Annotated in this window: 12 protein-coding genes and 1 pseudogene; 9 read left to right on the top strand and 4 right to left on the bottom strand. The window is 63.1% G+C overall.

All coding sequences use genetic code 11. From position 1 onward, the window contains the following. Window positions 1–105: pseudogene (locus GR328_RS06660) on the bottom strand (DNA-binding response regulator); the annotation flags it as partial. A gap of 127 nt (window positions 106–232) precedes the next feature. On the opposite strand from GR328_RS06660, the gene GR328_RS06655 reads away from it, so the two are divergent. Together GR328_RS06655 and GR328_RS06650 are read left to right on the top strand one after the other, a co-directional pair. Beyond that, window positions 233–421, top strand: coding sequence for a DsbA family protein (locus GR328_RS06655; protein WP_160883729.1), 189 nt, complete (start codon window positions 233–235; stop codon window positions 419–421). Window positions 422–554: 133 nt separating this feature from the next. After that, entirely contained in the window at window positions 555–1,328 is a 774-nt protein-coding gene (locus GR328_RS06650; protein WP_343039307.1) for a DUF2243 domain-containing protein, read from the top strand. Window positions 1,329–1,409: 81 nt separating this feature from the next. Here GR328_RS06650 and GR328_RS06645 read toward each other — a convergent pair whose 3' ends face one another. After that, window positions 1,410–2,129 (bottom strand): LuxR C-terminal-related transcriptional regulator, encoded by a 720-nt coding sequence (locus tag GR328_RS06645; RefSeq protein ID WP_160883728.1) that lies wholly within the window; start codon window positions 2,127–2,129, stop codon window positions 1,410–1,412. 438 nt (window positions 2,130–2,567) lie between these two features. Between GR328_RS06645 and GR328_RS28200 the strand changes: the two genes are divergently transcribed. The 6 genes from GR328_RS28200 (at window position 2,568) to GR328_RS06615 (ending at window position 17,802) form a co-directional block, all read left to right on the top strand. Continuing rightward, window positions 2,568–3,932 carry a sensor histidine kinase gene (locus tag GR328_RS28200; protein WP_160883727.1) on the top strand — a complete coding sequence of 455 codons (1,365 nt, stop codon included), beginning with the start codon at window positions 2,568–2,570 and terminating at the stop codon, window positions 3,930–3,932. Next, entirely contained in the window at window positions 3,929–4,579 is a 651-nt protein-coding gene (locus GR328_RS06635) for a response regulator (RefSeq protein WP_160883726.1), read from the top strand. The genes GR328_RS28200 and GR328_RS06635 overlap by 4 nt, the downstream gene beginning before the upstream one ends. Before the next feature lie 644 nt (window positions 4,580–5,223). After that, a complete protein-coding gene (locus GR328_RS06630) occupies window positions 5,224–12,267 on the top strand; it encodes a peroxidase family protein (protein ID WP_160883725.1) in 7,044 nt (2,347 codons plus the stop codon). A gap of 90 nt (window positions 12,268–12,357) precedes the next feature. Continuing rightward, a complete protein-coding gene (locus GR328_RS06625; protein ID WP_160883724.1) occupies window positions 12,358–14,097 on the top strand; it encodes a type I secretion system permease/ATPase in 1,740 nt (579 codons plus the stop codon). Further along, the gene (locus GR328_RS06620; RefSeq protein WP_160883723.1) at window positions 14,094–16,448 is read left to right on the top strand and encodes a cadherin-like domain-containing protein; all 2,355 of its coding nucleotides are present in this window, start codon (window positions 14,094–14,096) and stop codon (window positions 16,446–16,448) included. The genes GR328_RS06625 and GR328_RS06620 overlap by 4 nt, the downstream gene beginning before the upstream one ends. 46 nt (window positions 16,449–16,494) lie before the next feature. Then, window positions 16,495–17,802, top strand: coding sequence for an HlyD family type I secretion periplasmic adaptor subunit (locus tag GR328_RS06615; RefSeq protein WP_160883722.1), 1,308 nt, complete (start codon window positions 16,495–16,497; stop codon window positions 17,800–17,802). Between the two features lie 741 nt (window positions 17,803–18,543). Here GR328_RS06615 and GR328_RS06610 read toward each other — a convergent pair. Both GR328_RS06610 and GR328_RS06605 read right to left on the bottom strand, forming a co-directional pair. Continuing rightward, on the bottom strand, window positions 18,544–20,196 hold the full coding sequence (locus GR328_RS06610) for an ABC transporter permease (RefSeq protein ID WP_160883721.1): 1,653 nt from the start codon (window positions 20,194–20,196) through the stop codon (window positions 18,544–18,546). Beyond that, window positions 20,193–21,269, bottom strand: coding sequence for an ATP-binding cassette domain-containing protein (locus GR328_RS06605; protein WP_160883720.1), 1,077 nt, complete (start codon window positions 21,267–21,269; stop codon window positions 20,193–20,195). The genes GR328_RS06610 and GR328_RS06605 overlap by 4 nt, the downstream gene beginning before the upstream one ends. A gap of 111 nt (window positions 21,270–21,380) precedes the next feature. Between GR328_RS06605 and GR328_RS06600 the strand changes: the two genes are divergently transcribed. Beyond that, entirely contained in the window at window positions 21,381–22,352 is a 972-nt protein-coding gene (locus GR328_RS06600; RefSeq protein ID WP_160883719.1) for an extracellular solute-binding protein, read from the top strand. Window positions 22,353–22,373: the final 21 nt, after the last annotated feature.

Raw genomic sequence — 22,373 nt, 5'->3', positions numbered from 1 at the left:
GACCTCGTCGAGATCGAAGGGCTTGCCGAGATAGTCGTCCGCGCCGCTGTCGAGGCCGCCGATCCGGTCGGCCACGGTGTCCTTGGCGGTCAGGAGCAGGACCGGCGTGGGGTTCTGGCAGCGCCGCGGTTCAAACGGCCCAGGCGCAGGGCAGACCAATCCTGGTTGACTTCGCCGAGTGGTGCGTGACCTGCAAGGAGATCGACCGCAATGTCTTCGCCGAATCGAGCCCATGGCCGACAGCGAGAAGGTGGGCGGGATGCTGCGGGAGCAGATCCAGCTCGCGGCCAACCTGGGCCTGGTGGCGACGCCGTCCTTCGTGGCGTCCGGGGTCGGCGTGCTCGGCTATCTCGGCCCCAGGTCCATCGGCAGAATCGTCGCCGCTCTTAAGACATGCGGTGAGGTCGCCTGCCCCTCGTGAAGGTCCAGGAGGATTGTGTCGGCGCTGTCACTTCCAAAGCCGAGGAAAGGATCCGGAGAGGGGCTTGGGAAACATCTCGCCCGGGTATCGGTTGACAGGTCGGGGCAGTACCGCTTTCGAGATGGGAGCAGCCGTGACACGTACCGCAACCAGTGGCCGCTACCTGTGGTCGGGCTACCTTCTGGGATTCGCGCTCGGCGGCTTTTTCGACGGGATCCTGCTTCACCAGATCCTCCAATGGCATCACCTGCTGAGCACGATCAACCCCGAAGACATACGCTTTCAGGTGGCCGCCGACGGTTACTTTCATGCCCTCATGTATATCATTGCGGCTACGGGGCTGTGGCTGCTGTGGGCTTCGAGGAATGCTCCCCGTGGCTCGGGCCGCCTGCTGTTCGGAAGCATCCTGATCGGCTTCGGCTTTTGGCACGTGATCGACTCGGTTCTCTCGCACTGGCTGCTCGGCATCCACCGCATCCGCATGGATAGTTCGAACCCTCTGTTCTGGGATCTGCTCTGGCTCGGTTTGTTCGGCATCGCGCCCCTGATCCTCGGCTGGCTGTCGGCAGATTCTCCGGATGAGGGTGACGGGTTGTCATCACGTCGGAACGCCGTCGTCAGATCCACTGCGACTCTCTTGGTCTTGGGAGCCGGAGCCGTCGCTCTCTGGCCGCCGCAAGGGAACGAGTTCACCACGGTGCTGTTCGCCCCCGGAACTTCCCAGGGGCGCATCTTCGAGGCCGTCGCTGCGGTAGGCGGGGAACTGGTGTGGACCGACCGCAGCGGGGAGCTGGTTGTCATCCGAATTCCGGAGGAACAATCAGGACTGATGCTGTTCGGGCAAGGCGCGATCCTCGTGAGCGGAGCCGGACTTCCTTCCGGCTGCTTCAACTACGTCAGGATTTGACCCGTCGTCCCGAATGTTCCCGGCCCCGTCTGGAGGTTTGCGAGGTCTCGTCCCGGACAGCGCAGCGCGACGAGGGGCTGATTATGACAGATACGATCTGCCAGCAGACGTGAGCGAGTGATGGCTGCCCAGGCCGCCGAGCTCCCGATGGGATGGCACCATCTGGTGTTTGAACTTTTGCGCTGCGATCACGACCTCGACGCGGTTGCGGGCGTTCAGCTTCTGCATCAGAACCGTCATGTAGTGCTTGACCGTCCTTTCGGTAATCCCGAGTTTTGATGCGATTTCCTTGTTCGTTCTTCCGTTGAGCAGGAACTGGACAATCTGGTCCTCCCTGGCGCTCAGTTTGAGTGCCTGCATGGCGATCCTTCGCACGGATGCGTTCCGCAGGGCGCTGATCACCTCGCTCGCAAAATTCTGAGACACGTAGGTGTCCCCTGCGGTCACCGCCTTCGCGGCGCTGACAAGCTCATCCGCGGTGCATGACTTGGATACGTACCCTCGAGCCCCTGCCTCCAGCGCGCTCACCGCATGATCCACTCCAAGAGCCCCTGAGAACGCGATGATTCCGATCCTTGCGTCATTGGTTGCAATCTCGGAGATTGCCGCGATGGCATTCCCGGAGATCGCCGGGTCCAGGATGACCAGGTCGGGCCGATGGCGCTTCGCGATCGTAATCGCGTCCTGAGAGCTTTTTCCCCGCGCCACGACGGTGAAAGTACCCTGCGCTGCGAGCACATGCGCCAGACCATCGATCGTGACGGGATGGCCGTCGATCAAGGCAACAGAAATCGAAGTCATGAAACCATCCCCCCGGATGTATACCTGGCGCTGCGGGTCGATGTGCCCCGAGTCCCAGGAATTCTTGCCTGAAGAGCGTAGCCGCCCAAAGAAATCGAGTCCCTCATTCCTACGGGGTAGTTCAACGACAGGAAGTGCTACTCCCAATGGATCGCTCTTGCTCGTGACGCATCCCCTGTTGACGCCGTCGGACATGCAGCAAGGCTTGTGTGGCAAGGAGTCCCGCGATCTCGAAGAATCAATTTTCCTCGCGCCGGGCCCATCGCATTCCTGCGCCCGAAAGGGGTATTCACCCCGACCAAAGTCCAGTTCGCCGCTGGACCTTCGTCGATTGCCGTGGCGGCGGCCTCGCATATTCTGGCTTTTCTAGGGTAAAAGTCGGGGCAAGGAATGTCAGGGATTGAGGCACGACTAGGATCTCGTCGGTGGAGAGAGACCGTGGAGTCCTGGAGCCTGACCCGTCAGTTCGCGGTGACGGGCGGTGCCATCATGTTGCTCGCGATGATCGTGGAAGGGGTGTTCACCGCCGAGATCATTTCCAGGAACACGATCAACCGGGAGGCCGCGACAACCGCATTGTTCATCGACAGCTTCCTTTCTCCGCTGAGCCACAATCTTGCGAAGGATGGGGTCTTGCCGGCGAGCGATCGAGCCGAGTTGGATCGGTTGCTTGACAAGGAAAGTTTCGAGAGCCGTTTTCCTCACGTCGAGATCTGGAAGGGGGATGGCCTTGTCGCATATTCGAAATCGCCCGAGCTGATCGGACGCAGATTCGCTCCTCCTGCCGGTGTCATCGACGCGCTCACCGGAGAAGTCTCCGCTCGTTACACCGATCTTCAGGCCGACGAGCACGAGGCCAGAGGCTTCACCTCCCGCTATCTCGAGATCTACACCCCGATCCGGGAGCATCTCACCGGGCGGATCATTGCCGTTGCGGAGATCCATGAGGTGGCGGAGCCGCTGGAGGAAAGGCTGTGGCGGCTGCGCCTCAACAGCTGGCTCGCACGGATCGGCGCCACCATCCTGATCATGGCGGGCTTGTTCTGGATCGTCTATCGCGGCAACGGGATCATCATGAATCAGCAGAGGGAGTTGCGTGAACGCATGGCGCAAGTCGAGCTGACGTCCCAGCGCAACCGCGCACTCCGGGAACGCGTCCAACGGGCCTCAGGGCGCGTTTCGGAGCTGACCGAACGCTACCTCCGAGGACTGGGTGCGGAACTGCACGACGGACCGGCCCAACTTATCGGACTAGCCGCCTTGAAGGTGGAGCACGCACGTCGTGCGAGGACGGATGCCGACCGGGAGAAGGATTTGCAGGCACTCGATGCCGTCCTGGCCGATGCGATCCAAGATATCCGGGCCATATCGAAGGGATTGATGCTGCCGGAACTGGAAGCCCTGCCGCTTCCCGAGGTGATCAGGCGTGCGGTTCGCGCCCACGAGCAACGCACCGGCAGCAGTGTTGCGGCCGAATGCGGCGAGATCACCCAGTCACTCCCGCATGCGGTCAAGATCTGTGCGTACCGGTTCGTGCAGGAGGGGCTCAACAATGCCTTCCGCCACGCCGGAGGAAACGGGCAGAAGGTCGCCTGCAGGTTCGCGGGGCGGGTCATGTGCCTGAGCGTGGAGGACAGCGGGGGAACAGGCGGTTACCCGTCCACACCCGAATCCGGTCTGGGGCTCATCGGGCTTCGAGAACGGGTGGAAAGCCTGGGCGGCACTTTCCGTATAGGAAAGATCCCGGGTGGAGGAACCAGGGTCGCGATGGAGCTGCTTATCCCGGGGGGGAGGTCGGAATGATTGAGAAAATTCGTGTCGTGGTGGTGGATGACCACTCGCTGTTCCGGTCTGGAGTGATCCAGTCGCTCACGCTGGACGACATGATCGAAGTCGTGGGCGAAGGGGCCTCTGCCGCGGATGCCTTGCAGCTTGTAACGGAGCTTGCACCCGATCTCGTTCTTCTCGATGTGTCGATGCCTGGAAACGGAATCGAGGCGGCCCGTCGGATCCTTGAGATGCCGGATCCGCCGCGGGTCGCGATGCTGACGGTCTCGGAGAACGATGAGGACGTGATGGGAGCTCTCGAGGCGGGGGCCGTCGGTTACCTCCCCAAGGGGATCCGGGCGCCTGACTTGATCACGGCCGTGAGAAGCCTGAAGGGTGGCAGCACCTTCATGTCCCCGGACCTCGCCCTGCGCCTCCTGTCGAGCAAGACACGGATGAAAGTGGGCCCGCTTTCATCCCTTTCCGAACAGGAGAAGCGCACGTTGCGCCTCGTCGCGAGCGGGCTGAGCAACCGCGAGGTCGGCGAGTGCCTGGACGTGCAGGAGAAGACCGTCAAGTACCACGTCACCAACATCCTGCGAAAACTCAAGGCCAGAAACAGGGTCGAGGCGGTTCTTATCGCCAAACGCGAGTGGAGCGAGCTGGAGAGCGATCGGGTCTGAGTCGAGCGCGAGGTCACCCGGAGCGGAAGGGCCTAGAGGTGACCTCCTATGGCAATCGCTGCGAACCTCTCCTTTGGAGAGCGACTTGCGCCCTGCGCGCGATTCCTGCGCATTCCATCTGAAGCATCGCCGCAAAGACGCCGTGCCGGGCACGCTGGTCGGCCGATGCGGGGCGCCCCTTCTTCAACTGCTCAGGCCGAGGCACGGCAGACCAATCATCGGACCGTGACAGGCATCGTCGCCCGTCCAACGCAGGATTCCCCGCTTCGAACGGCGCTTCCGGCGAACCCGCTCCGCGCCGTTTCGCCGTGGGCAGCCTGTGATCGATTCCTGCCTTTAGCATGCGAACTTCCTCGCTCGCCCGCAGCGTCCTGCGGACCTCTGTAGCAGGGCGAAACCGGTCTCGCGCGACGAAACTGGACCTTGGTCCAGGCGAATGGTGGTCTTTGGACCATCGCGCTCTGGCCCAAAGGCGAGGCGAAACCTGGACGAGTGACGAGAAAATCGTTGTACCTCCATGCGATGCGGGCCGGGCGGTCCTCCTTCAACATTGCTGACGAAATTGCAGACCTATGGGCGACGCAGCCCTGGTCCCGGCAATGGCAAGAGAGCAGCAACGCGGGCGAAGCCCTGGGAGGTACACCATGGTCCATCTGGTCAAGCACGACCTCGAATTCATCCTGAAGCAGATCAAGATCGGCGAAGCGAACTCGGTCGCCCACGACGGCCCCGGATCGACCCCGCTCACCGATCTGGTCAGCCACCACCTTCTGCCCTATGGGCTGCGCACAGTGGACGGCAGCTACAACAACCTGATCCCGGGCCACGAATACGACGGGGCAGCCGACCAGATCATGCCGCGCCTGCTCAATCCCGTGTATGTTCCGGCCGATGTCAATCCGCGGACGGGAGCACCGACCAGCTACCAGAACCCCGGTAGCGTGTACGATGCCGATCCGCGCATCATTTCAAACCTGATCGCGGATCAGTCGATCGACAATCCGGCCATCCAGGCCCTCATCCAGGAGGGCAAGGCACACGTCGTCACCGGCACTCCCATCCGCATCGAGGCGGAGGACTTCACGACCCCCGGGGAGTTCTTCGACGAGGCGGTTGCCGGCGCCTCCGGCGGAACGGTCGTGCGCCTGGGAGCGAACCAGACCGGCGCGACCTCGACCCGCTTGGCGCAGGACGGCATCACGCCCGGAGCGTACGACTTGAAGGTCGCCTATCTCGACGAAAATGACGGCGCCATCCCGCTCGAACTTTGGGTCGACGGCAAGATGGTCGGAGCCTGGACGCTCGACGAGGCGACACCCGGCAACGGTGCTCAGATCGAGAACCTCCGCACGATCACGTTCGAGAACGTCAAGGTCGGTCCGGCCTCCGTCGTCGAGATCAGAGCTTCCGCAAGCACGCTTGAACTCGCCCGCATCGATTACATCGAGATGGCGCCGAAGACCGTCATGATCGACAACGTCGCGGCCGATCTCGGCGACACTGCGCCCTTTAACGGCTTCTTCACCCTGTTCGGCCAGTTCTTCGACCACGGCCTCGACCTTGTCAGCAAGGGCGAAAACGGCACCGTCTTCATGCCGCTCCAGCCCGACGATCCGCTCTATGTCCCGGGGAGCCCGTCCAATTTCATGGTCCTGACCCGCGCGACTCCGGTGAGGGGCGCTGGCGCCGACGGGCAGATGGGCACGGCGGACGACACCGTCGATCACCGGAACGAGACCACTCCGTGGATCGACCTCAACCAGGTCTATACGTCCAATCCGTCGCATCAGGTCTTCCTGCGCGAGTATGAATTCTCCGTCGACAGCGACGGCGACGGCATCAAGGATTCTCACCCGGTCGCGACCGGGCGCATGCTGGAAGGCAAGAACGGCGGCCCGGCGACTTGGGCCGACGTCAAGGAGCAAGCGGCCGGGAAGCTCGGCATCCTCCTGGCCGACGCCGACGTCCTGCGCGTTCCCGGACTGTTGACCGACGTCTACGGAGAGTTCGTGCGGGGAGCCAACGGCCTGCCGCAGCTCGTGACGCAAGCGGGTTTCGTCGAGGGCAATCTCGCCCAGCCCGTGGCCGCCTCTCAGGCCCTCTCGGCCGGTCGGGCGTTCCTGAACGATATCGCGCACACGGCAGTGCCCCCTGCCGGTCCGATCGACCATGATCGCAACCCGAATACTCCTGATGTGGAAGTGACTCCGGATGCCGATGACGTCGCCGGCAACCCGATCGTCCCCAACATGTACGGGTTCAATCTGAACTACGACAACGAGTTGCTCGACAGGCACGTCATCGTAGGTGACGGACGCGGCAACGAAAACATCGGCCTGACCTCGATCCACCACGTGTTCCACTCCGAGCACAACCGCATGATCGAGGAGACGAAGAAGGTCGCAATCGAGTCCGGCGACCTCGCGTTCCTCAACGAATGGCTCGCCGTCGATCTGCCGGAGGGGACCGCGCTGCCGGCTCCGGGCGACACCGCCGCGATCGAGGCCTTCGCCTCGACCCTCACATGGGACGGCGAGCGCCTGTTCCAGGCGGCCCGCTTCTCGACCGAGATGGTCTATCAGCACCTGGTCTTCGAGGAGTTCGCCCGAGCCGTCGCGCCCGACGTGGATCCCTTCGTGTTCTCCAACACCACGACGGTATCCGGAGCCATCGTCGCCGAGTTCGCGCACGTCGTGTACCGTTTCGGCCACTCGATGCTCACCGAGAACATCGATATGATCCACGTCGGGGCGGACGGCCGCCCGGTCGAGAGCGAAATCGGCCTGATCGAGGCCTTCCTCAATCCGCTTGCGTTCGGCAATGCCGGCATCAACCCTAACGAGGCGGCGGGCGCCATCCTGAGCGGCATGTCGCGCCAGGTCGGCAACGAGATCGACGAATTCCTGACGGGAGCCCTGCGCAACAACCTGGTCGGTCTGCCGCTCGACCTCGGCGCCACCAACATCGCCCGTGCCCGCGAAACCGGCGTGCCGTCGCTCAACGAGGCCCGGAAGCAGTTTTTCGCGGACACCCAGGACACCCGCGTGAAGCCTTACGAGAGCTGGTACGACTTCGCGCTCTCCCTTAAGAACACGGCCTCGGTGATCAACTTCATCGCGGCCTACGGCACGCATACCTCCATCACGTCTGCAACGACGCTCGAAGCCAAGCGCGCGGCGGCGACCCTGCTCGTCATGGGCGGCGACGGAGCTCCGGCCGACCGGCTGGATTTCCTGCACGGCCAGGGCGCCTATGGCGATACGGCACTGGGCAGGCTTGGCGGCCTCAACGATGTGGACTTCTGGATCGGCGGCCTGGCCGAGAAGAAGATGGCCTTCGGCTCCATGCTGGGTTCCACCTTCACCTACGTGTTCGAATACCAGATAGAGCAGCTCCAGGCCGGGGACCGGTTCTACTATCTCAGCCGCACTCAGGGCCTGAACCTCCTCAACGAGCTGGAGGCAGACTCCTTCGCGCAGCTCATCATGCGCAACACCAGCCTCGGCGACGGGAGATCGCCCCACGTGAATGGCGCCGCCTTCGAGACGGCTGACGTCATCGTCGAAATGGATCAAACCAGGCAGATCGGGGCCGATCCGATTCACTCGGATCCGATCCTCAACGCGGTCAGCCCGATGGTGATCCGCAGGGACGTCGACGGAGACGGCGATGCCGACTACCTGCGCTACAGCGGCGTCGACCATGCCGTGCTGGGCGGGACGAACGAGGGAGACACCCTGATCGGCGGCGAAGGCGACGATACGCTGTGGGGCGACGGCGGCGATGACAGCCTCGAAGGCGGCTACGGCGTCGACCATCTCCATGGCGGCGACGGGAACGACATCATCACCGACAGCGGCACCGATATCGGCGCGGCCGACGTGATCCACGGCGATGCCGGCAACGACGTCATCAATCCGGGCAGCGGTCTCGACCTCGTGTTCGGCGGCAGCGGGCAGGACTTCGTCTATGGCGGCACGGAGGCCAAGGATATCACGGGCGGATTGGGCAGCGACTTCATCCGCGGTGGCACGGGTAACAGCTTCCTGAAAGGCAATGAGGGCGACGACTGGATCGAGGGCGGCGAGAGCTTCGACACCCTCGCTGGCGAGAACTCGGAGCTGTTCTTCAACTCGACCATCATCGGCCATGACGTCCTGAACGGGCGCGGGAACGACAACGATTACGACGCCGAGTCCGGCGACGACATCATGTTCCAGAACGAGGGCATCGAGCGCAACAACGGCATGGCCGGCTTCGACTGGGCGATCCATAAGGGGCACAACCAGGCGGCCGACTCGGACATGACGGTCTCGATCTTCCAGAACCAGCAGAACAACATCCTCCGGGACCGGTTCGACCTGGTGGAGGGCCTGTCGGGCTGGAAGCACGACGACAAGCTGACGGGCCGTGAGGTCGTGACGGGTGCCTATGATGCGGATGGCAACGCGACTCAAGTCGAAGCTGGCGCGCCGCTCGAGTCGTATTCCAACGCCTTGCTGGAGAAGAACGTCGCCTTGATCGACGGCCTCGCCGATCTCGTGGCGCACCTCGCCCGGACCACGGTGACGGGAGCCGACGGCAAGACCGAGACCATCGTCATGGGTACGGGCGACGCCTCCGATATCCTGCTCGGCGGCGCCGGCAGCGACACGATCCAGGGCAATGCCGGCGACGACATCATCGACGGCGACAAGTGGCTCAACGTCCGCATCCGCATCACGGCCGGGAACCAGACATACACCGCCGACGGGATGGACTCGAAGATCTATCTCGAGACGGATTACGTGAACGGGGTGCTGTCTGAAACCGCGGTGGCGCAGTTCGACGGCAAGACGCTCCAGCAGACAATGTTCGACCGGACGCTCAATCCGGGCCAGCTCTCGATCGTCCGCGAGATCGTCACCGGCGGCAGCAAGGCCACCGACATCGACGTCGCCGTATTCAGCGGCAATCGAGCGGACTACACCGTCACTCTCGACGAGGAGGATGGCAGCATCACGGTCGAGCACAACGTGGAGATCGTGATCGACGACCCGGCGGGTGGCGACGCGAGAATCAGGTCGGACGGAAAGGACCGCCTGACGAACATCGAGAAGCTGAAGTTCGCCGACGGCGAGTTCACGGTCCGCCAGCTCTTCAACCAGGCGCCGACCGGTGAGCCCACGCTCACCGACACGCGCCCCACCGAGGGATCGCCCATCGTGGCCTCCATCGGCACGGTTCAGGATGCCGACGGCATCGATCCGGCCTCCTACACCTACCAGTGGCAGGTCCTGGTCGACGGGGCCTGGGTGGACATCGCCGGGGCGACGGCGGTGAGCTTCACGCCGGCCCAAGCCCAGGTCGGCCGACAGGTGCGGGTCGCCATGAGCTACACCGACGGGTTCGGCATGGTCGAGACCGTGCATTCACAACCCACGGCTATCGTCGGTGACCTCTTCAACGGAACCGGGCTCGAAGACGTCTTCAACGGCACCGATGGGGATGATGCCGCCTATGGGCTCGGAGCCGCGGACAACCTCATGGGGAGCGCTGGAAACGACACCCTCGATGGCGGCGGTGGCGCAGACGAGCTGGACGGAGGGGCAGGGGACGATATCCTCTTGGGCGGCCTTGCCGTTGACCATCTCACGGGTGGTGAGGGCAACGACACGCTCGATGGCGGAGATGCGCTCCTCGATGTCGCCCACTTCACGGGAGCGGCCGCGGACTACGCCTTTGGCAACAACGGCACCGATCTCACCGTTGCCGACACTGTCGGGACCGATGGTGTCGACACGCTGCGAGGCATCGAGCGCCTCGACTTCAACGGCGTCACGTATGCCGTTCGCCTGGGCACCGCAGCGGGTGATGCGCCCCTGAACGGCACCAACGACATCAATACCGTGACACTCGGCAGGGACGCGATCTTCGGCTTCGGCGGGGACGACGTCATCAATGCCGGAAGCGGCGACGATATCGTCGCGGCGGGAGACGGTGCGGATGTGATCAATGGCGGCATCGGCAGCGACGTCATCAATGCCGGGGCGGGTGCCGACACGATCAATCAGGCTGCCGCACATGCAGGCCGCGATTTGATCGACGGCGGTGACGGGGAGGACACCTACGTCCTGAACGGCTCCGCGGAAAGCGAGACCTTCACGATCTACACCCGCGCCGCTGCGTTCGCGGCGATCACGGGACTGACCCTCGCGGCCAGCACCGAGATCGTGATCGCCCGCAACGGGGTCGTGATCGCCGAACTCGACAACATCGAGGAAATCCGCGTCAGCACGTTCGCCGTCACGACGCCAGGAGGGCAGAACGGCGGCACCGCCGGAACCGACACTATCCAGGTCGTCGGCGACTTCAACGGAACCAGCCTCAACTTCAACACCATCACGATCGACGGCAACGAAGGGAACGACACTGTCGATATCACTGCGCTGTCCTCCGCCCACCGGATCGTATTCCGCTCGAACGGCGGCAACGATACCGTCATCGGCACCCTGCGTCCGCAGGACGTGATCGAGCTCCCGGCCGGCGCAGCGCCGGGGGACTACCAGATCACGACCGACGACGACGGTGTGACCACCATGACCAAGGCCGGCCATACCCTGAGATTCGTTTGCGAGGGTGGCCTGCCGCAGTTCGGGTCCGGCGACTCGGAGCAGGAGGAAACTCCTCCGGCCGATGATGACAGCGGCGACGACGGGGAAAACGGCGACGGCTCCTGTGATCACGAAAACGGTGAGGATGAGGAGGACACGGGCTCGCCCCCGACGCAGCCGGATACTTCGGTCGGCGCTCCCGTCGCCGGAACGAATGGCACCGAGGTGTTGGTCGGCACCGGGAAGGGTGAGACGATCATGGCTCTCGACGGCCACGACAACGTGGTTGCCGGAGCCGGAGCGGACATCGTCAACGGAGGCAATGGCAACGACTTCCTGAGCGGCGAGAGCGGCAGGGACGTCATGTTCGGTGGCGAGGGCGATGACAACATGCTTGGCGGCGACGACGGCGACATGCTGTACGGTGAGGCGGGCAGTGACCGCATCTTCGGCGACAACGGCAGCGACCTGATCGACGCCGGTTCCGGCAACGACATCGTCTATGGTGGGGCTGGAGATGATGTCATCGTGGCTGCGGTGAACGACGGCAACGACGTCTACCACGGAGACGACATGGCGAGCGGCTCGGGAGCCGACACACTCGACATGGCGGCGATAACCGCGAACATCACGGCGAATCTCGGGGCCAATGGCGGCAGCGGCAGCGTGTTCAGCACCCAGTCCGGTAGCGACACGATCTGGGGCATCGAGAACATCGTGACCGGATCGGGCAACGACGTGATCACGGCGAGCCGGGCGGTGAACGTGATCGACGGAGGCGCAGGCAACGACGTCTTCCGCTTCCTGTCGGCGGCGGATGCCGATGGCGACACGATCCTCGGCTTCCAGCCGGGCGACCGTCTCGATCTCTCGGCGATTGACGCGAATGGCGGTGCTGCGGGGAAACAGTCCTTCACCCTAGCGAACGGGTCATCCTTCAGCGGCCCCGCCAAGCTCCTGGTCACTCATGAAACCCGCGAGGACGGCGAGTACACGGTCGTGAGCGGCAACACGAGCGGACCCGATGCGGCCGAGTTCCGGATCAGCCTCAAGGGTAACCACGACCTCAAGGCGTCGGACTTCATCCTCTCCTGAGGGCCTCACTCCCCATGACGCAGCAAGACGGCCGGGGCATTCATCCCGGCCGTCACCCCAACGAACAAAAATACCAGCAGGGATGGTCAGATGCGCGGATCCGGTTTCACGTCGGCCCAGAAGCGAAAGGCAGCGGAAAAGCTGACGCAGGGGCTTCGGGGCATTATCATTTTTCTCTTCTCCATGTCCGGCATCATCAACGTGCTCGCGTTGACCGGTTCCTTCTACATGTTGCAGATCTATGACCGGGCGCTGACCAGCGGCAGCGTACCGACCCTAGTGGCGCTCTCGGTCCTGGCGATCGGCCTCTATCTCTTTCAAGGCGTATTCGACGTGATCCGCTCGCAGGTGCTCGTTCGAGTCGGCGCGCGGCTCGACAAACGCATCGCTCCGCTGGCGCACCAGGTCGCCATCGACATGCCTCGCTTCGGATTCTCCACGGCGGAGGCGCTTGAGCGCGGGCGAGACGTCGACACCGTACGCGGCTTCCTCGGCAGTCAAGGGCCCGTCGCGCTTTTCGACCTGCCCTGGATGCCGCTCTACCTCGCTTTCGTCTACTTTCTCCATCCATTGCTTGGAGCGCTCGTCCTGGGTGGCGCCGTCGTGCTGACCTTGCTGACGGTCGCCACCGAGCTCATGACCCGGCGCTTGAGCGGCGCGAGCCACCAGGCTGCGATAGAGCGCAATACGATTGCCGACTCGAACGCCCGCAACGCCGAGATCCTGAAAGCGATGGGCATGGCACAGCGTGCCGTGGCGCGGTTCGACAAGGCCAATGCCGAGCACCTGAGCCTCCAGACGAAGACCAACGACATCAGCGGCACCTTCGGGGCGATCTCCAAGGTGCTCCGCATGATCCTGCAATCGGCGACGCTCGGCCTAGGCGCGTATCTGACGATCCTGGGCGAATTGTCCTCGGGCGCGATCATCGCCTGCTCCGTAGCTTCCGCCCGCGCGCTTGCTCCCGTAGACTTGGCGATCGGCAACTGGAAGAACGTGGTCGCGGCTCGCACGGCGTTCCAGCGCCTCAAAGAGACGGTGATCGCGCTGGCGGACCTGAATCCGCCGATGCCGCTGCCCGCGCCGCACAGCACGCTCCAGGTCGAGCGGATTACTGTTGCCGCTCCGGAAACCGGCCGCGTTCTTCTCAGCGACTTGGAACTCCAGCTCACAGCCGGACAGGCGCTCGGCGTCATCGGCCCGAGCGGCGGCGGCAAGACGACACTCGTGCGTGCGCTGACAGGCATCTGGCCGGTGCTGCGTGGCAGCGTCCGCCTCGACGGCGCGGAACTCACCCAATGGAAGGACGAGGACCTCGGCAAGCACATCGGCTACCTGCCGCAGGACGTATCGCTGCTCGACGGCACGATCGAGGAGAACATCTCTCGTTTCGATCCGTCGAACGATTCCCGCGCCATCGTGGCGGCTGCGCGCGCCGCGGGTATCCACGAGATGATCGTGCGCCTGCCCGACGGCTATCGCACACGCCTCGGCGCGCAGGGCGCCGCGCTTTCGGCCGGACAGCGGCAGCGCATCGGCCTTGCCCGCGCGCTCTACAAGGACCCGTTCTTGGTGGTCATGGACGAGCCGAACTCGAATCTCGACGGAGAGGGCGAAGCCGCCCTGACGGAGGCGATCCGCGGCATTCGCGCCAGAGGCGGCATTGCGGTTGTCATTGCCCATCGCCCGAGCGCTCTGGCGGCGGTTGACCTGGTGGCCGTCATCCAGGCCGGGCGAATGACGGCGTTCGGCCCGAAGGAGGAGGTCATCGGCATTCGCGAAGCCGCTTCTCAGGCAAGGTCATCCGTAACGACGAGGGTTCCAGCATGATCATCGACGTCAAGGGAACGAGGAGCGAGAGCGCTGGGAAGAGCGCCGGGGCCAAACGCGAGGACTACGCACCCAAGGAGGTCAAGCCATCGAAGGTGCCGCTCGTGTTGGGCGCGATGATCCTAGGACTGGCGGCCTATCTGAAAAGCGCCCTCCAGAGCTGGGGACGCCTGCCCCCCGAGGATGAGGCTCCGGTGCAGCCGGAAGAAGCCGGCGGGTCGCGCCTGAAGCTGATCGACACGGGAATGCTGTCGGAGCCGCTGGGACCACATGAGCAGGGAGACCATCCGTCGGGAGACGACGTTCCGCGCCGGATCGGATCAGGTACTCCATATGACGCGCGCCTCGAGCCCGCAGAATTCATGGAGGTCGATGCACCCTCCTTCCACTTCCCGTTACTTTTCAACCAGAAGGCGGATGTGAGCGGAACCGCGAGCTTCGGAAGGCCGCTTCTGGTGGCGAACGACAACGTCGCTCCCGGCCACAGCTCGCCGTCTCACGAGACAGATGGAAGCGATACGCCTCCCCCGGGAGATGATCACACGGAGAAAGATCGTCCTGCGGAGAAGCCTCCAACCTCCGACGAAGGTGACGACGAGCCGCCTCGTCCGTCGGTGAACCGGCCGCCTCGGACCAGCGGTCCGGTTTATCTCCAAGACGTGGCGGGCTGCGGGGTCTTTCTCATCGTCCTGTCGGATCTTCTCAGGAACGTGTCCGATCCCGACGGCGATGCGCTGTCGATCCGGAACCTGAAAGTATCTTCAGGCACGATCACATGGACAGAGAAGGGCTTGCTCTACGATCCGAATGGCTTGGGCCCCGTGACCGTCACCTACGAAGTCACAGACGGCAGGGTTACGATCGTCCAGCACGCCTACTTCTCGGTCGTCAGGAACTCGGTTACCGGCACGGATGGTGATGATGTTCTGCTCGGAACCGGATGCGCCGACATCATCGAAGCGCGCGCGGGAAATGATCTCATCGATGGCCGGAGCGGCGATGACATTCTCGAAGGCGGTGCAGGTGGCGACCACATCATTGGAGGGGCGGGTGATGATATCATCCGCGGGGGTGACGGAAACGACATCGTTCTCGGAGGCGCCGGAAACGACCAGATCTCAGGCGGAGAGGGTGCGGATCGGCTGTTCGGAGACGATGGAAACGACATCATCTTCGGTGACGCCGGCAGCGATCAGATTCATGGCGGCAGCGGGGACGACGTGCTGTTCGGCGGAAGCGGGAACGACCTCGTCGAAGGCGATGGCGGAGACGACAGGATCGAGGGAGGTGCGGGCGGTGACATCCTCCGTGGCGGCGATGGCGACGACGTCGTCGCCGGAGGCCTCGGCCACGATTCGATTGACGGCGGAGCGGGAGCTGACGTCGTCCTCGACGGCGCAGGGTCGGACACCGTCTCGGGCGGCAGTGGCGATGACCATGTCATCGTTGCCCTAGACGGTGATCGGGACCTGTACGATGGAGGCGCCGGGACCGATACCCTCGACCTGTCGCACGCCGGTTGGGGCGTTGAAGTCGATCTCCAAGCCGGGACAGCGAATGGAAGCGAGATCGGACGGAATCAGGCGCAGGGCTTCGAGGTCGTTCGGGGGGGATCCGCCGGCGACACGATCGCGGGAAGCGATGGCGGCGAAACGATCTCCGGCGGTGACGGCGACGATCAGTTGCTCGGTCGCGACGGCAACGACTCTCTCGACGGTGGCGCAGGCGATGACACGATCTGGGACGGCACCGGACAGGACGTCGTCAGCGGAGGAAACGGGAACGATATCGTCTTTGCCGCGCCCGATGGCGTGGATGACGTCTATGACGGCGGGGAGGCTTGCGACACGCTGGATTACTCCGCATCGGAGAACGGGGTCCTGGTCGATTTGGCTGCTGGAAACGCAAGCGGCGGTGAAGTCGGAAACGATACGATCCGCGGCTTCGAGATTGTGATCGGCGGCAGCGGCGCCGATCATTTCATCGTCGGATCCTCGCCGACGGCCATCAAAGGCGGGGCGGGGGACGACCTGTTCGAATACCTGCCTCTGCCCAACGAGAACGCGGCCGCGCCGGTTCTCCATGAGATCATCGACTTCGAGGTCGGAGATCGGATTCGGATGTCCAAATACGACATCTTCGAGGAGGTTCTCGACCAGCTCGAGGACAAGTTCACGGGAGTCTACGGAAACAAGATTGACGAGGACGACGTACGGATTCGCTACCGCCATGAGAGGACGGACGAGATCGACAGGACTGTCATCGAGGCCGATCTCGACCGAGACGCAAACTACGAAACCACGATCCATATCGACGGCTACAGGGCTTTCATCATCGTGGAGCACGCATAGCCGGAATAACGACTGCCGAACCAGGCGGAATAAGAAGGAGAGAGGAATGAGCACGTATGTTGGCAGGGGAAGTGGCGAATACCGCCTCGGGACCCGTGTGTCCGCCGGTATCGCGTTGGGAATGGTGCTGGTGGTAGGCTGCGGTGGCTGGGCCGCTATCGCGCAGATCAACGGATCCGTCATCGCGCAAGGTACGGTCAAGGTCGACCAGAACCTGAAAATCATTCAGCATCGCGATGGCGGTATCGTCAGCCAGATCGCTGTGCGCGAGGGGGATTTCGTCGAGGCGGGACAGATTCTCTTTCGGCTCGACGACGTGCAGACGAGGGCGGAGCTGTCGATCGTCCGGTCGCAGCTTTCCGAGCTGGTCGCCCGGCGGGCGCGCCTCATCGCGGAGCGCGACGGAATGGCGGCTATTCCCGTGCCGCAGGAGCATACATTTCTTGTTTCGGAAGCCGACATCGTCGCTTATGGAGAGTTGAGGCTTTTCGAAGGCAATCGGGCAAACCGGGAAAGTCAGAAGGAACAGCTGCGCACTGAAATCGTCCAACTCGAGCAGGAGATACGAGGCCTTCAGTTCCAGCAGGCCGCGAAGAGCAACGAGCTGGAACTTGTCAGGACCGAGTTCAACAAGCTCAAAGGACTGGCCGACAAGGGGCTGATCGAGGGAAGCAGGATCTACGGCTTGAATCGCGATGTCGCCCGTCTGACCGGTGAGGTCGGCGAGATCGGGGCGAGCATTGCGCGCGCCCGGGCCAGGACGAGCAGCGTCAGGCTTCAAATCATCGCAATCGACGAGAATGCCCGGACAGAGGCGCAGCGCGAGCTGAGCGCGGTCGCAACCAGGATATCGGAGCTCAACGACCGGCGCGTCGCCCTGGAAGACCGCCTCTCGCGTGCCGATATCCGCGCTCCCCTGTCCGGGATCGTCAACGAGCTATCGGTTCACACCATCGGAGGCGTCATCACTCCCGCAGAGCCCCTTGCGACCATCGTTCCGGAGCGTGCAGCTCTCAAGATCGAAGCCAAACTCTCGCCTGTCGACGTCGATCAGGTCTCCGTGGGACAGGGGGCCAAGCTCCGCTTCTCCGCGTTCAACCAGCGCACGACCCCCGAGGTGAAGGGGGAGGTCGCATATGTCTCGGCGGCGTCCACGCGGGATCCGGCCACGAACGCAACTCACTATCTAGCCGACATCAAGATCGATCCAAGCGAAATGGAAAAGCTGCGCGGGCAGCCGCTCAAACCCGGGATGCCTGTCGAGGTGTTCGTGGCCACCGAAGAGCGCACCGCGATTTCCTACCTGTCCAAGCCCTTCCTGGACCAGTTTGCCAGGGCGTTCAGAGAAGAGTGATGCCGGACATGGGACAAAAGGTTGATGAGCCTGCCAACGCTTCCTGTTGCGGCCACATTCCGGGGATCCTGCTGCCTCAGCGCGCATGGGTCGCGCTGAGGCGGGAAAACATCTTGACGGGTGCCCAGCTTGCCGTTCTCGCCCCGCGTATCGAGCGGGTGGTCCCCGGTATTGGCGCTAAGTTGGCCCGGAAGATCCGCGAGCAGCTCACGCGAGTGGCGGTACCTGACGTGCCACCTGACAAGAGCGAGGAAGGTCCTAGGCTTGGCAGGAATACGCGTTCCGCCACGATGATGTCATCGCGAGGAACAAAGGGAGTCAGGCAAACGGTCTGCCCCTGGTGTGGGAGCATCAGTATCCGTATAGCGGAGCCTTTTGTTTGATGTCCACGCCTAGAGCTGTTTCCGTTGATGGGGAAACGCCTCACGTCTTTGGTTTGCCGCGCTCCTTGGCGGCGAACCGGATCCGCTTCGCCGAAGAGTGCTCTGCTCCTTTCCGCCGCGAGGTATGCGCTGTCGAGGAGCGCGGCTGCCACAAGGGTTGCAGCCGGAGACCCGACCAGCCCCACAGCCTCGAGCGAGTGTTCCCGAGGAGCGTCTTCTGATGTCTGCGGCCCTCGCATCGCTCGCAGCCATTCCCCCTGACAATCCTTACTGAGGCGAGAAGGGCTGCTCCCTTGCTGCGGCCAAGTCGGCGAACAACATCAGCCGGGACGGGGTGATCGCTCTGCTGGCACAAGCATCACAGAAGGGCACTCTCCTTACGGCCGGACAGATGAAAGGCCGCGTAAACGGCGGTGACCGTCATAGCCAGGAGGATGGTGGAGAGGGCCGATGCAGTGCCGTATTCGCCGTCCATGACCGAGAGATAGATGCGCACGGGCATGGTGATGGTGCTGCCCACATAGAGCACGAGGGAGGATGAGAGTTCGTTCATGGCCGTGATGAAGCTCATGAGGGCTCCCGCCATGATGCCAGGCAGGATCAGGGGCACCGTGACTTTCACGAAGGCCTTGCCAGGCGAGTAGCCGAGGCTGACCGCGGCGTCTTCCAGATTGGGGCCGACCTGCTTCAATGCCGCTGCGACGGAGCGTGCCGAATAGGGAAGGCGCCGGATGAAAACCGCCATGACGATAATGAGCCCCGTGCCGGTCAGCGCGAGCGGGGGTTCGTTGAAGCGCGTGATGAAGGCGATGCCCATGACAATGCCGGGAACGACATAGGGCACCATCAGGATTGCATCGAGCGCTCCCGTGGCGATGCCGGGACGCCGGGAAATCAGATAGCCGATCAGGGTTCCAGTGATGACGATCGCAACCACTGCCGTGGAGGAGAAGATCAGCGTGTTCCATATCGGGTCCGAGATCGTCGAAATGACACGCTCGTAGCTCTGCAGGCTCACCCCAGGCTGGAACACGGGTCCGCTCGTGCGCCGGAACGAGAACAGCACCACGATGATGGCGGGAAGCGCGCCGATGAGCACGATGGCATAGGCCAGAACATGAACCCCGACGGCCTTGAAGCCGCGGACCTGCTTGCGTTCCGGCTTCTTGATCATGTTGCTGTGATAGACGTTCTTGCGCAGGACCCAGCGCTGCCCGAACACGATGATCATCGACAGGACGATCAGCACGATGCTGAGCGCCGATGCCATTCCGGGATTGCCGCCCACCTCGCTGCCATAGAGATTGAAAGCCTCCGTCGCCAGCACGTTGAAATCGCGGCCGATGATCCGTGGAGTGCCGAAATCCGCGATCGACAGAACGAAGGTGAGGAGGGCGCTCGCGGAAATGGCTGGCAGGATGAGCGGGAACGTGACCGTGAAGAGGCGTTTTGTCGGTGAGACGCCGAGGCTTTCCGCCGCCTCTTCGACAGAGCGGTTGATGGAGGCGAGGGCTCCCGACGTGATCAGAAAGACGTGAGGGAAGAACTTGAACGCGAAGACGAGGATCACGCCGGCGGCGCCGTAGAGCGGCGGAATGGAGATGCCGATGGCGTCCAGCCCCTTGCGCACGACGCCGCTCGCACCAAACAGCACGATCCACGAATAGGCGCCGATGAAGGGCGGCGAGACCAGTGCCACCACGGCGAGGGTCTGAATCAGAGCGCGGCCATAGATGTGAAACCGCGTCGTCAGGAAGGCGAGGGTGACGCCGAGAAGGAGAGCCCCGGTCATGCCGCCGAATCCCGCCAGAAGCGTGTTTCCGACAGCCCTCTGATAGGCTTTGATGGTTGCGATCTGGAAATAGTGGACGAGGGAGAAGGCTCCCGTGTCGTTGTCGAGCAGGCTGGATCGCAGGATCGACGAGAGCGGCCAGATCAGAAGGGCGATGAGGATGCCCCAGGCCGCGACGAGCACGAAGGTCCAAATATCGAGGCGGCTCCGCCTTCTCATCGTGCCTGCCCCGCATCGAGCACGTCGCCATTAGGATGGAAGAGAACGAGCTTCTGGAGCGGGAGACGCACCTCGACCGCACGGCCCTCCATCCCGATGAAATCCTGAGCAGGATCCGCCACCTGGGCCACGATCTCGCCGGCCTCGGTCCTGAGGGTGTAATGAGCTTCGCGGCCGAGGAAGGTAATCTTGAGCACCTCGCCTTTGAGCGCGACCATTCCCTCCTGGAGGGGAGCGGAGGCGAGCGCCACATTTTCCGGTCGAATGGCCACTTCGACGCAGCCCGACGCATCAACGGGATAGTCGATGGATTGGCTGCCGACGCGCAGACGCCCGCCTTCGAGTTGTCCCGGCAGGAAGTTCATGGTTCCGACGAAGGACGCCGCGAACCGACGCAAAGGCTTTCGGTAGATCTCGAAGGGCGTTCCGATCTGCTCGATATTGCCCTTGTTCATCACGCAGATACGGTCGGAGACCGCAAGGGCCTCCTCCTGATCGTGCGTGACATAGATGGTTGTGATGCCCAGCCGCCGCTGGATGTCACGGATATCCTCGCGCAATTCGATGCGCAGCTTCGCATCCAGGTTCGACAGCGGCTCGTCCATGAGCAGAAGGGTGGGCCGGATCGCCATGGCGCGCGCGAGACCGATCCGCTGCTGCTGGCCGCCCGACATCTCTCCCGGGAGGCGGTCCTGATAACCGTCGAGGCGCACCATCTTGAGACTTTCGTTCACGCGGGCCTCGATCTCGCCTTTCGGAAGGGAGCGCGCCTTCAGCCCGAATGCCACGTTGTCGGCGACCGACAGGTGCGGGAAGATGGCGTAATCCTGGAACACCATACCGATGTCCCGCTTGTGAGCGGGCTTGTGGTCGATGCGCTGGCCATTGACGATGATTTCGCCCCGATCCTGGTGCTGGAAGCCTGCGATCGTGCGCAGGAGGGTGGTCTTTCCACAGCCGCTGGGGCCCAGCAGGGTGAAGAACTCACCCGATGCGATATCGAGATCGATGTTCTCCAGAACCCGGACGTCCTTGTAGCTCTTGGCCAGCCCCTGGATCTTCAAATCGGCCACGACGGGCTCCCTGCTTGTTTATCCACGCCCCGAAACGGCCACGACTTTACAAAAGTTACGGCCTTCAGCAACATCAAGTTACCTGGCTAATAAAATCCATGAGGGGATTCCATGCTGAAAGTCGGACTGACCGCGGGCGTGCTGCTCGCATCTCTCACCGCGGCGGCCATGGCCCAGGACAAGACCGTGGTGGTCTATACCGCTCACAAGGCATCCATCGTCGATGCGCTCGTGCCGAAGTTCGAGCAGGAAACCGGCATCAAGGTCGATGTCGTGAAGGCCGGCTCGGGGGACATTATCAAGCGAGTCAAGGCGGAGTCCGCTGCCCCGAAGGCCGATGTGATCTGGAGCATCGGCGGCGAGCAGCTCGAGGACAACAAGGATCTTCTGGCCGTCTACAAGCCGAAGGAGGACGACGCCCTTCTGCCGAACTACAAGGTCAGCCCGGAATGGATCCCCTATACGGGCATCCTGCTGGTCATGGCGGTCAACAGCAAGGAGTTGAAGCCGGAGGAGTATCCCAAGACCTGGGCCGAGCTCGGTGACCCCAAATGGAAGGGCAAGATCTCGTCGGCTCGTGCCGATAGCTCGGGCTCCAGTTTCCAGCAGCTTGCAACTGTGCTGATCGGCCACGGCGACAAAGGCTGGGATGTCTACAACAAGATTCTCGCCAACATCAATCTCTCGGACTCGTCGGGCGCCGTCTCGCGCTACGTCAACGACGGCGAGGCGCTCGTGGGTCTCACGCTCGAGGACAATGCCCTCGATTACGTCAAAGGCGGCGGGAATGTCGCGATCGTCTATCCCGAGGACGGATCTTCCACCGTCGCCGACGGTGTCGCTCTGGTAAAGGGCGCTCCGCATCCGGAGAATGGCAAGACGTTCATCGATTGGCTTCTCTCGAAGCCCGTGCAGGAGCAACTCGTCTCCGAGATCGGACGCCGCTCGGTTCGCAAGGACGTGACCGGCACGGGACTGAAGCCCATCAGCGAGATCAAGCTCGTTGACTACGATATCAAGAAGGTGGCACAGAACCGCAACGAATGGGTCGCCAAGTGGAAGGCAGCTCTGCAGAATCGCTGAGCCGTAACCACTTTATCCCCT

The sequence above is a fragment of the Microvirga makkahensis genome, assembly GCF_009830105.1.
GTDB lineage: Bacteria > Pseudomonadota > Alphaproteobacteria > Rhizobiales > Beijerinckiaceae > Microvirga > Microvirga makkahensis.
The sequence above is the reverse complement of the archived record's forward strand: the minus strand, read 5'-3'. Positions and strand labels throughout refer to the sequence as shown.

Excerpts from the sequence above, each read along its gene's own strand:
- GR328_RS06655 (WP_160883729.1), top strand. The coding sequence starts at position 233 with ATGGCCGACAGCGAGAAGGTGGGCGGGATGCTGCGGGAGCAGATCCAG.
- GR328_RS06645 (WP_160883728.1), bottom strand. The coding sequence starts at position 2,129 with ATGACTTCGATTTCTGTTGCCTTGATCGACGGCCATCCCGTCACGATC.
- GR328_RS06635 (WP_160883726.1), top strand. The coding sequence starts at position 3,929 with ATGATTGAGAAAATTCGTGTCGTGGTGGTGGATGACCACTCGCTGTTC.
- GR328_RS06630 (WP_160883725.1), top strand. The coding sequence starts at position 5,224 with ATGGTCCATCTGGTCAAGCACGACCTCGAATTCATCCTGAAGCAGATC.
- GR328_RS06625 (WP_160883724.1), top strand. The coding sequence starts at position 12,358 with ATGCGCGGATCCGGTTTCACGTCGGCCCAGAAGCGAAAGGCAGCGGAA.
- GR328_RS06620 (WP_160883723.1), top strand. The coding sequence starts at position 14,094 with ATGATCATCGACGTCAAGGGAACGAGGAGCGAGAGCGCTGGGAAGAGC.
- GR328_RS06615 (WP_160883722.1), top strand. The coding sequence starts at position 16,495 with ATGAGCACGTATGTTGGCAGGGGAAGTGGCGAATACCGCCTCGGGACC.
- GR328_RS06610 (WP_160883721.1), bottom strand. The coding sequence starts at position 20,196 with ATGAGAAGGCGGAGCCGCCTCGATATTTGGACCTTCGTGCTCGTCGCG.
- GR328_RS06600 (WP_160883719.1), top strand. The coding sequence starts at position 21,381 with ATGCTGAAAGTCGGACTGACCGCGGGCGTGCTGCTCGCATCTCTCACC.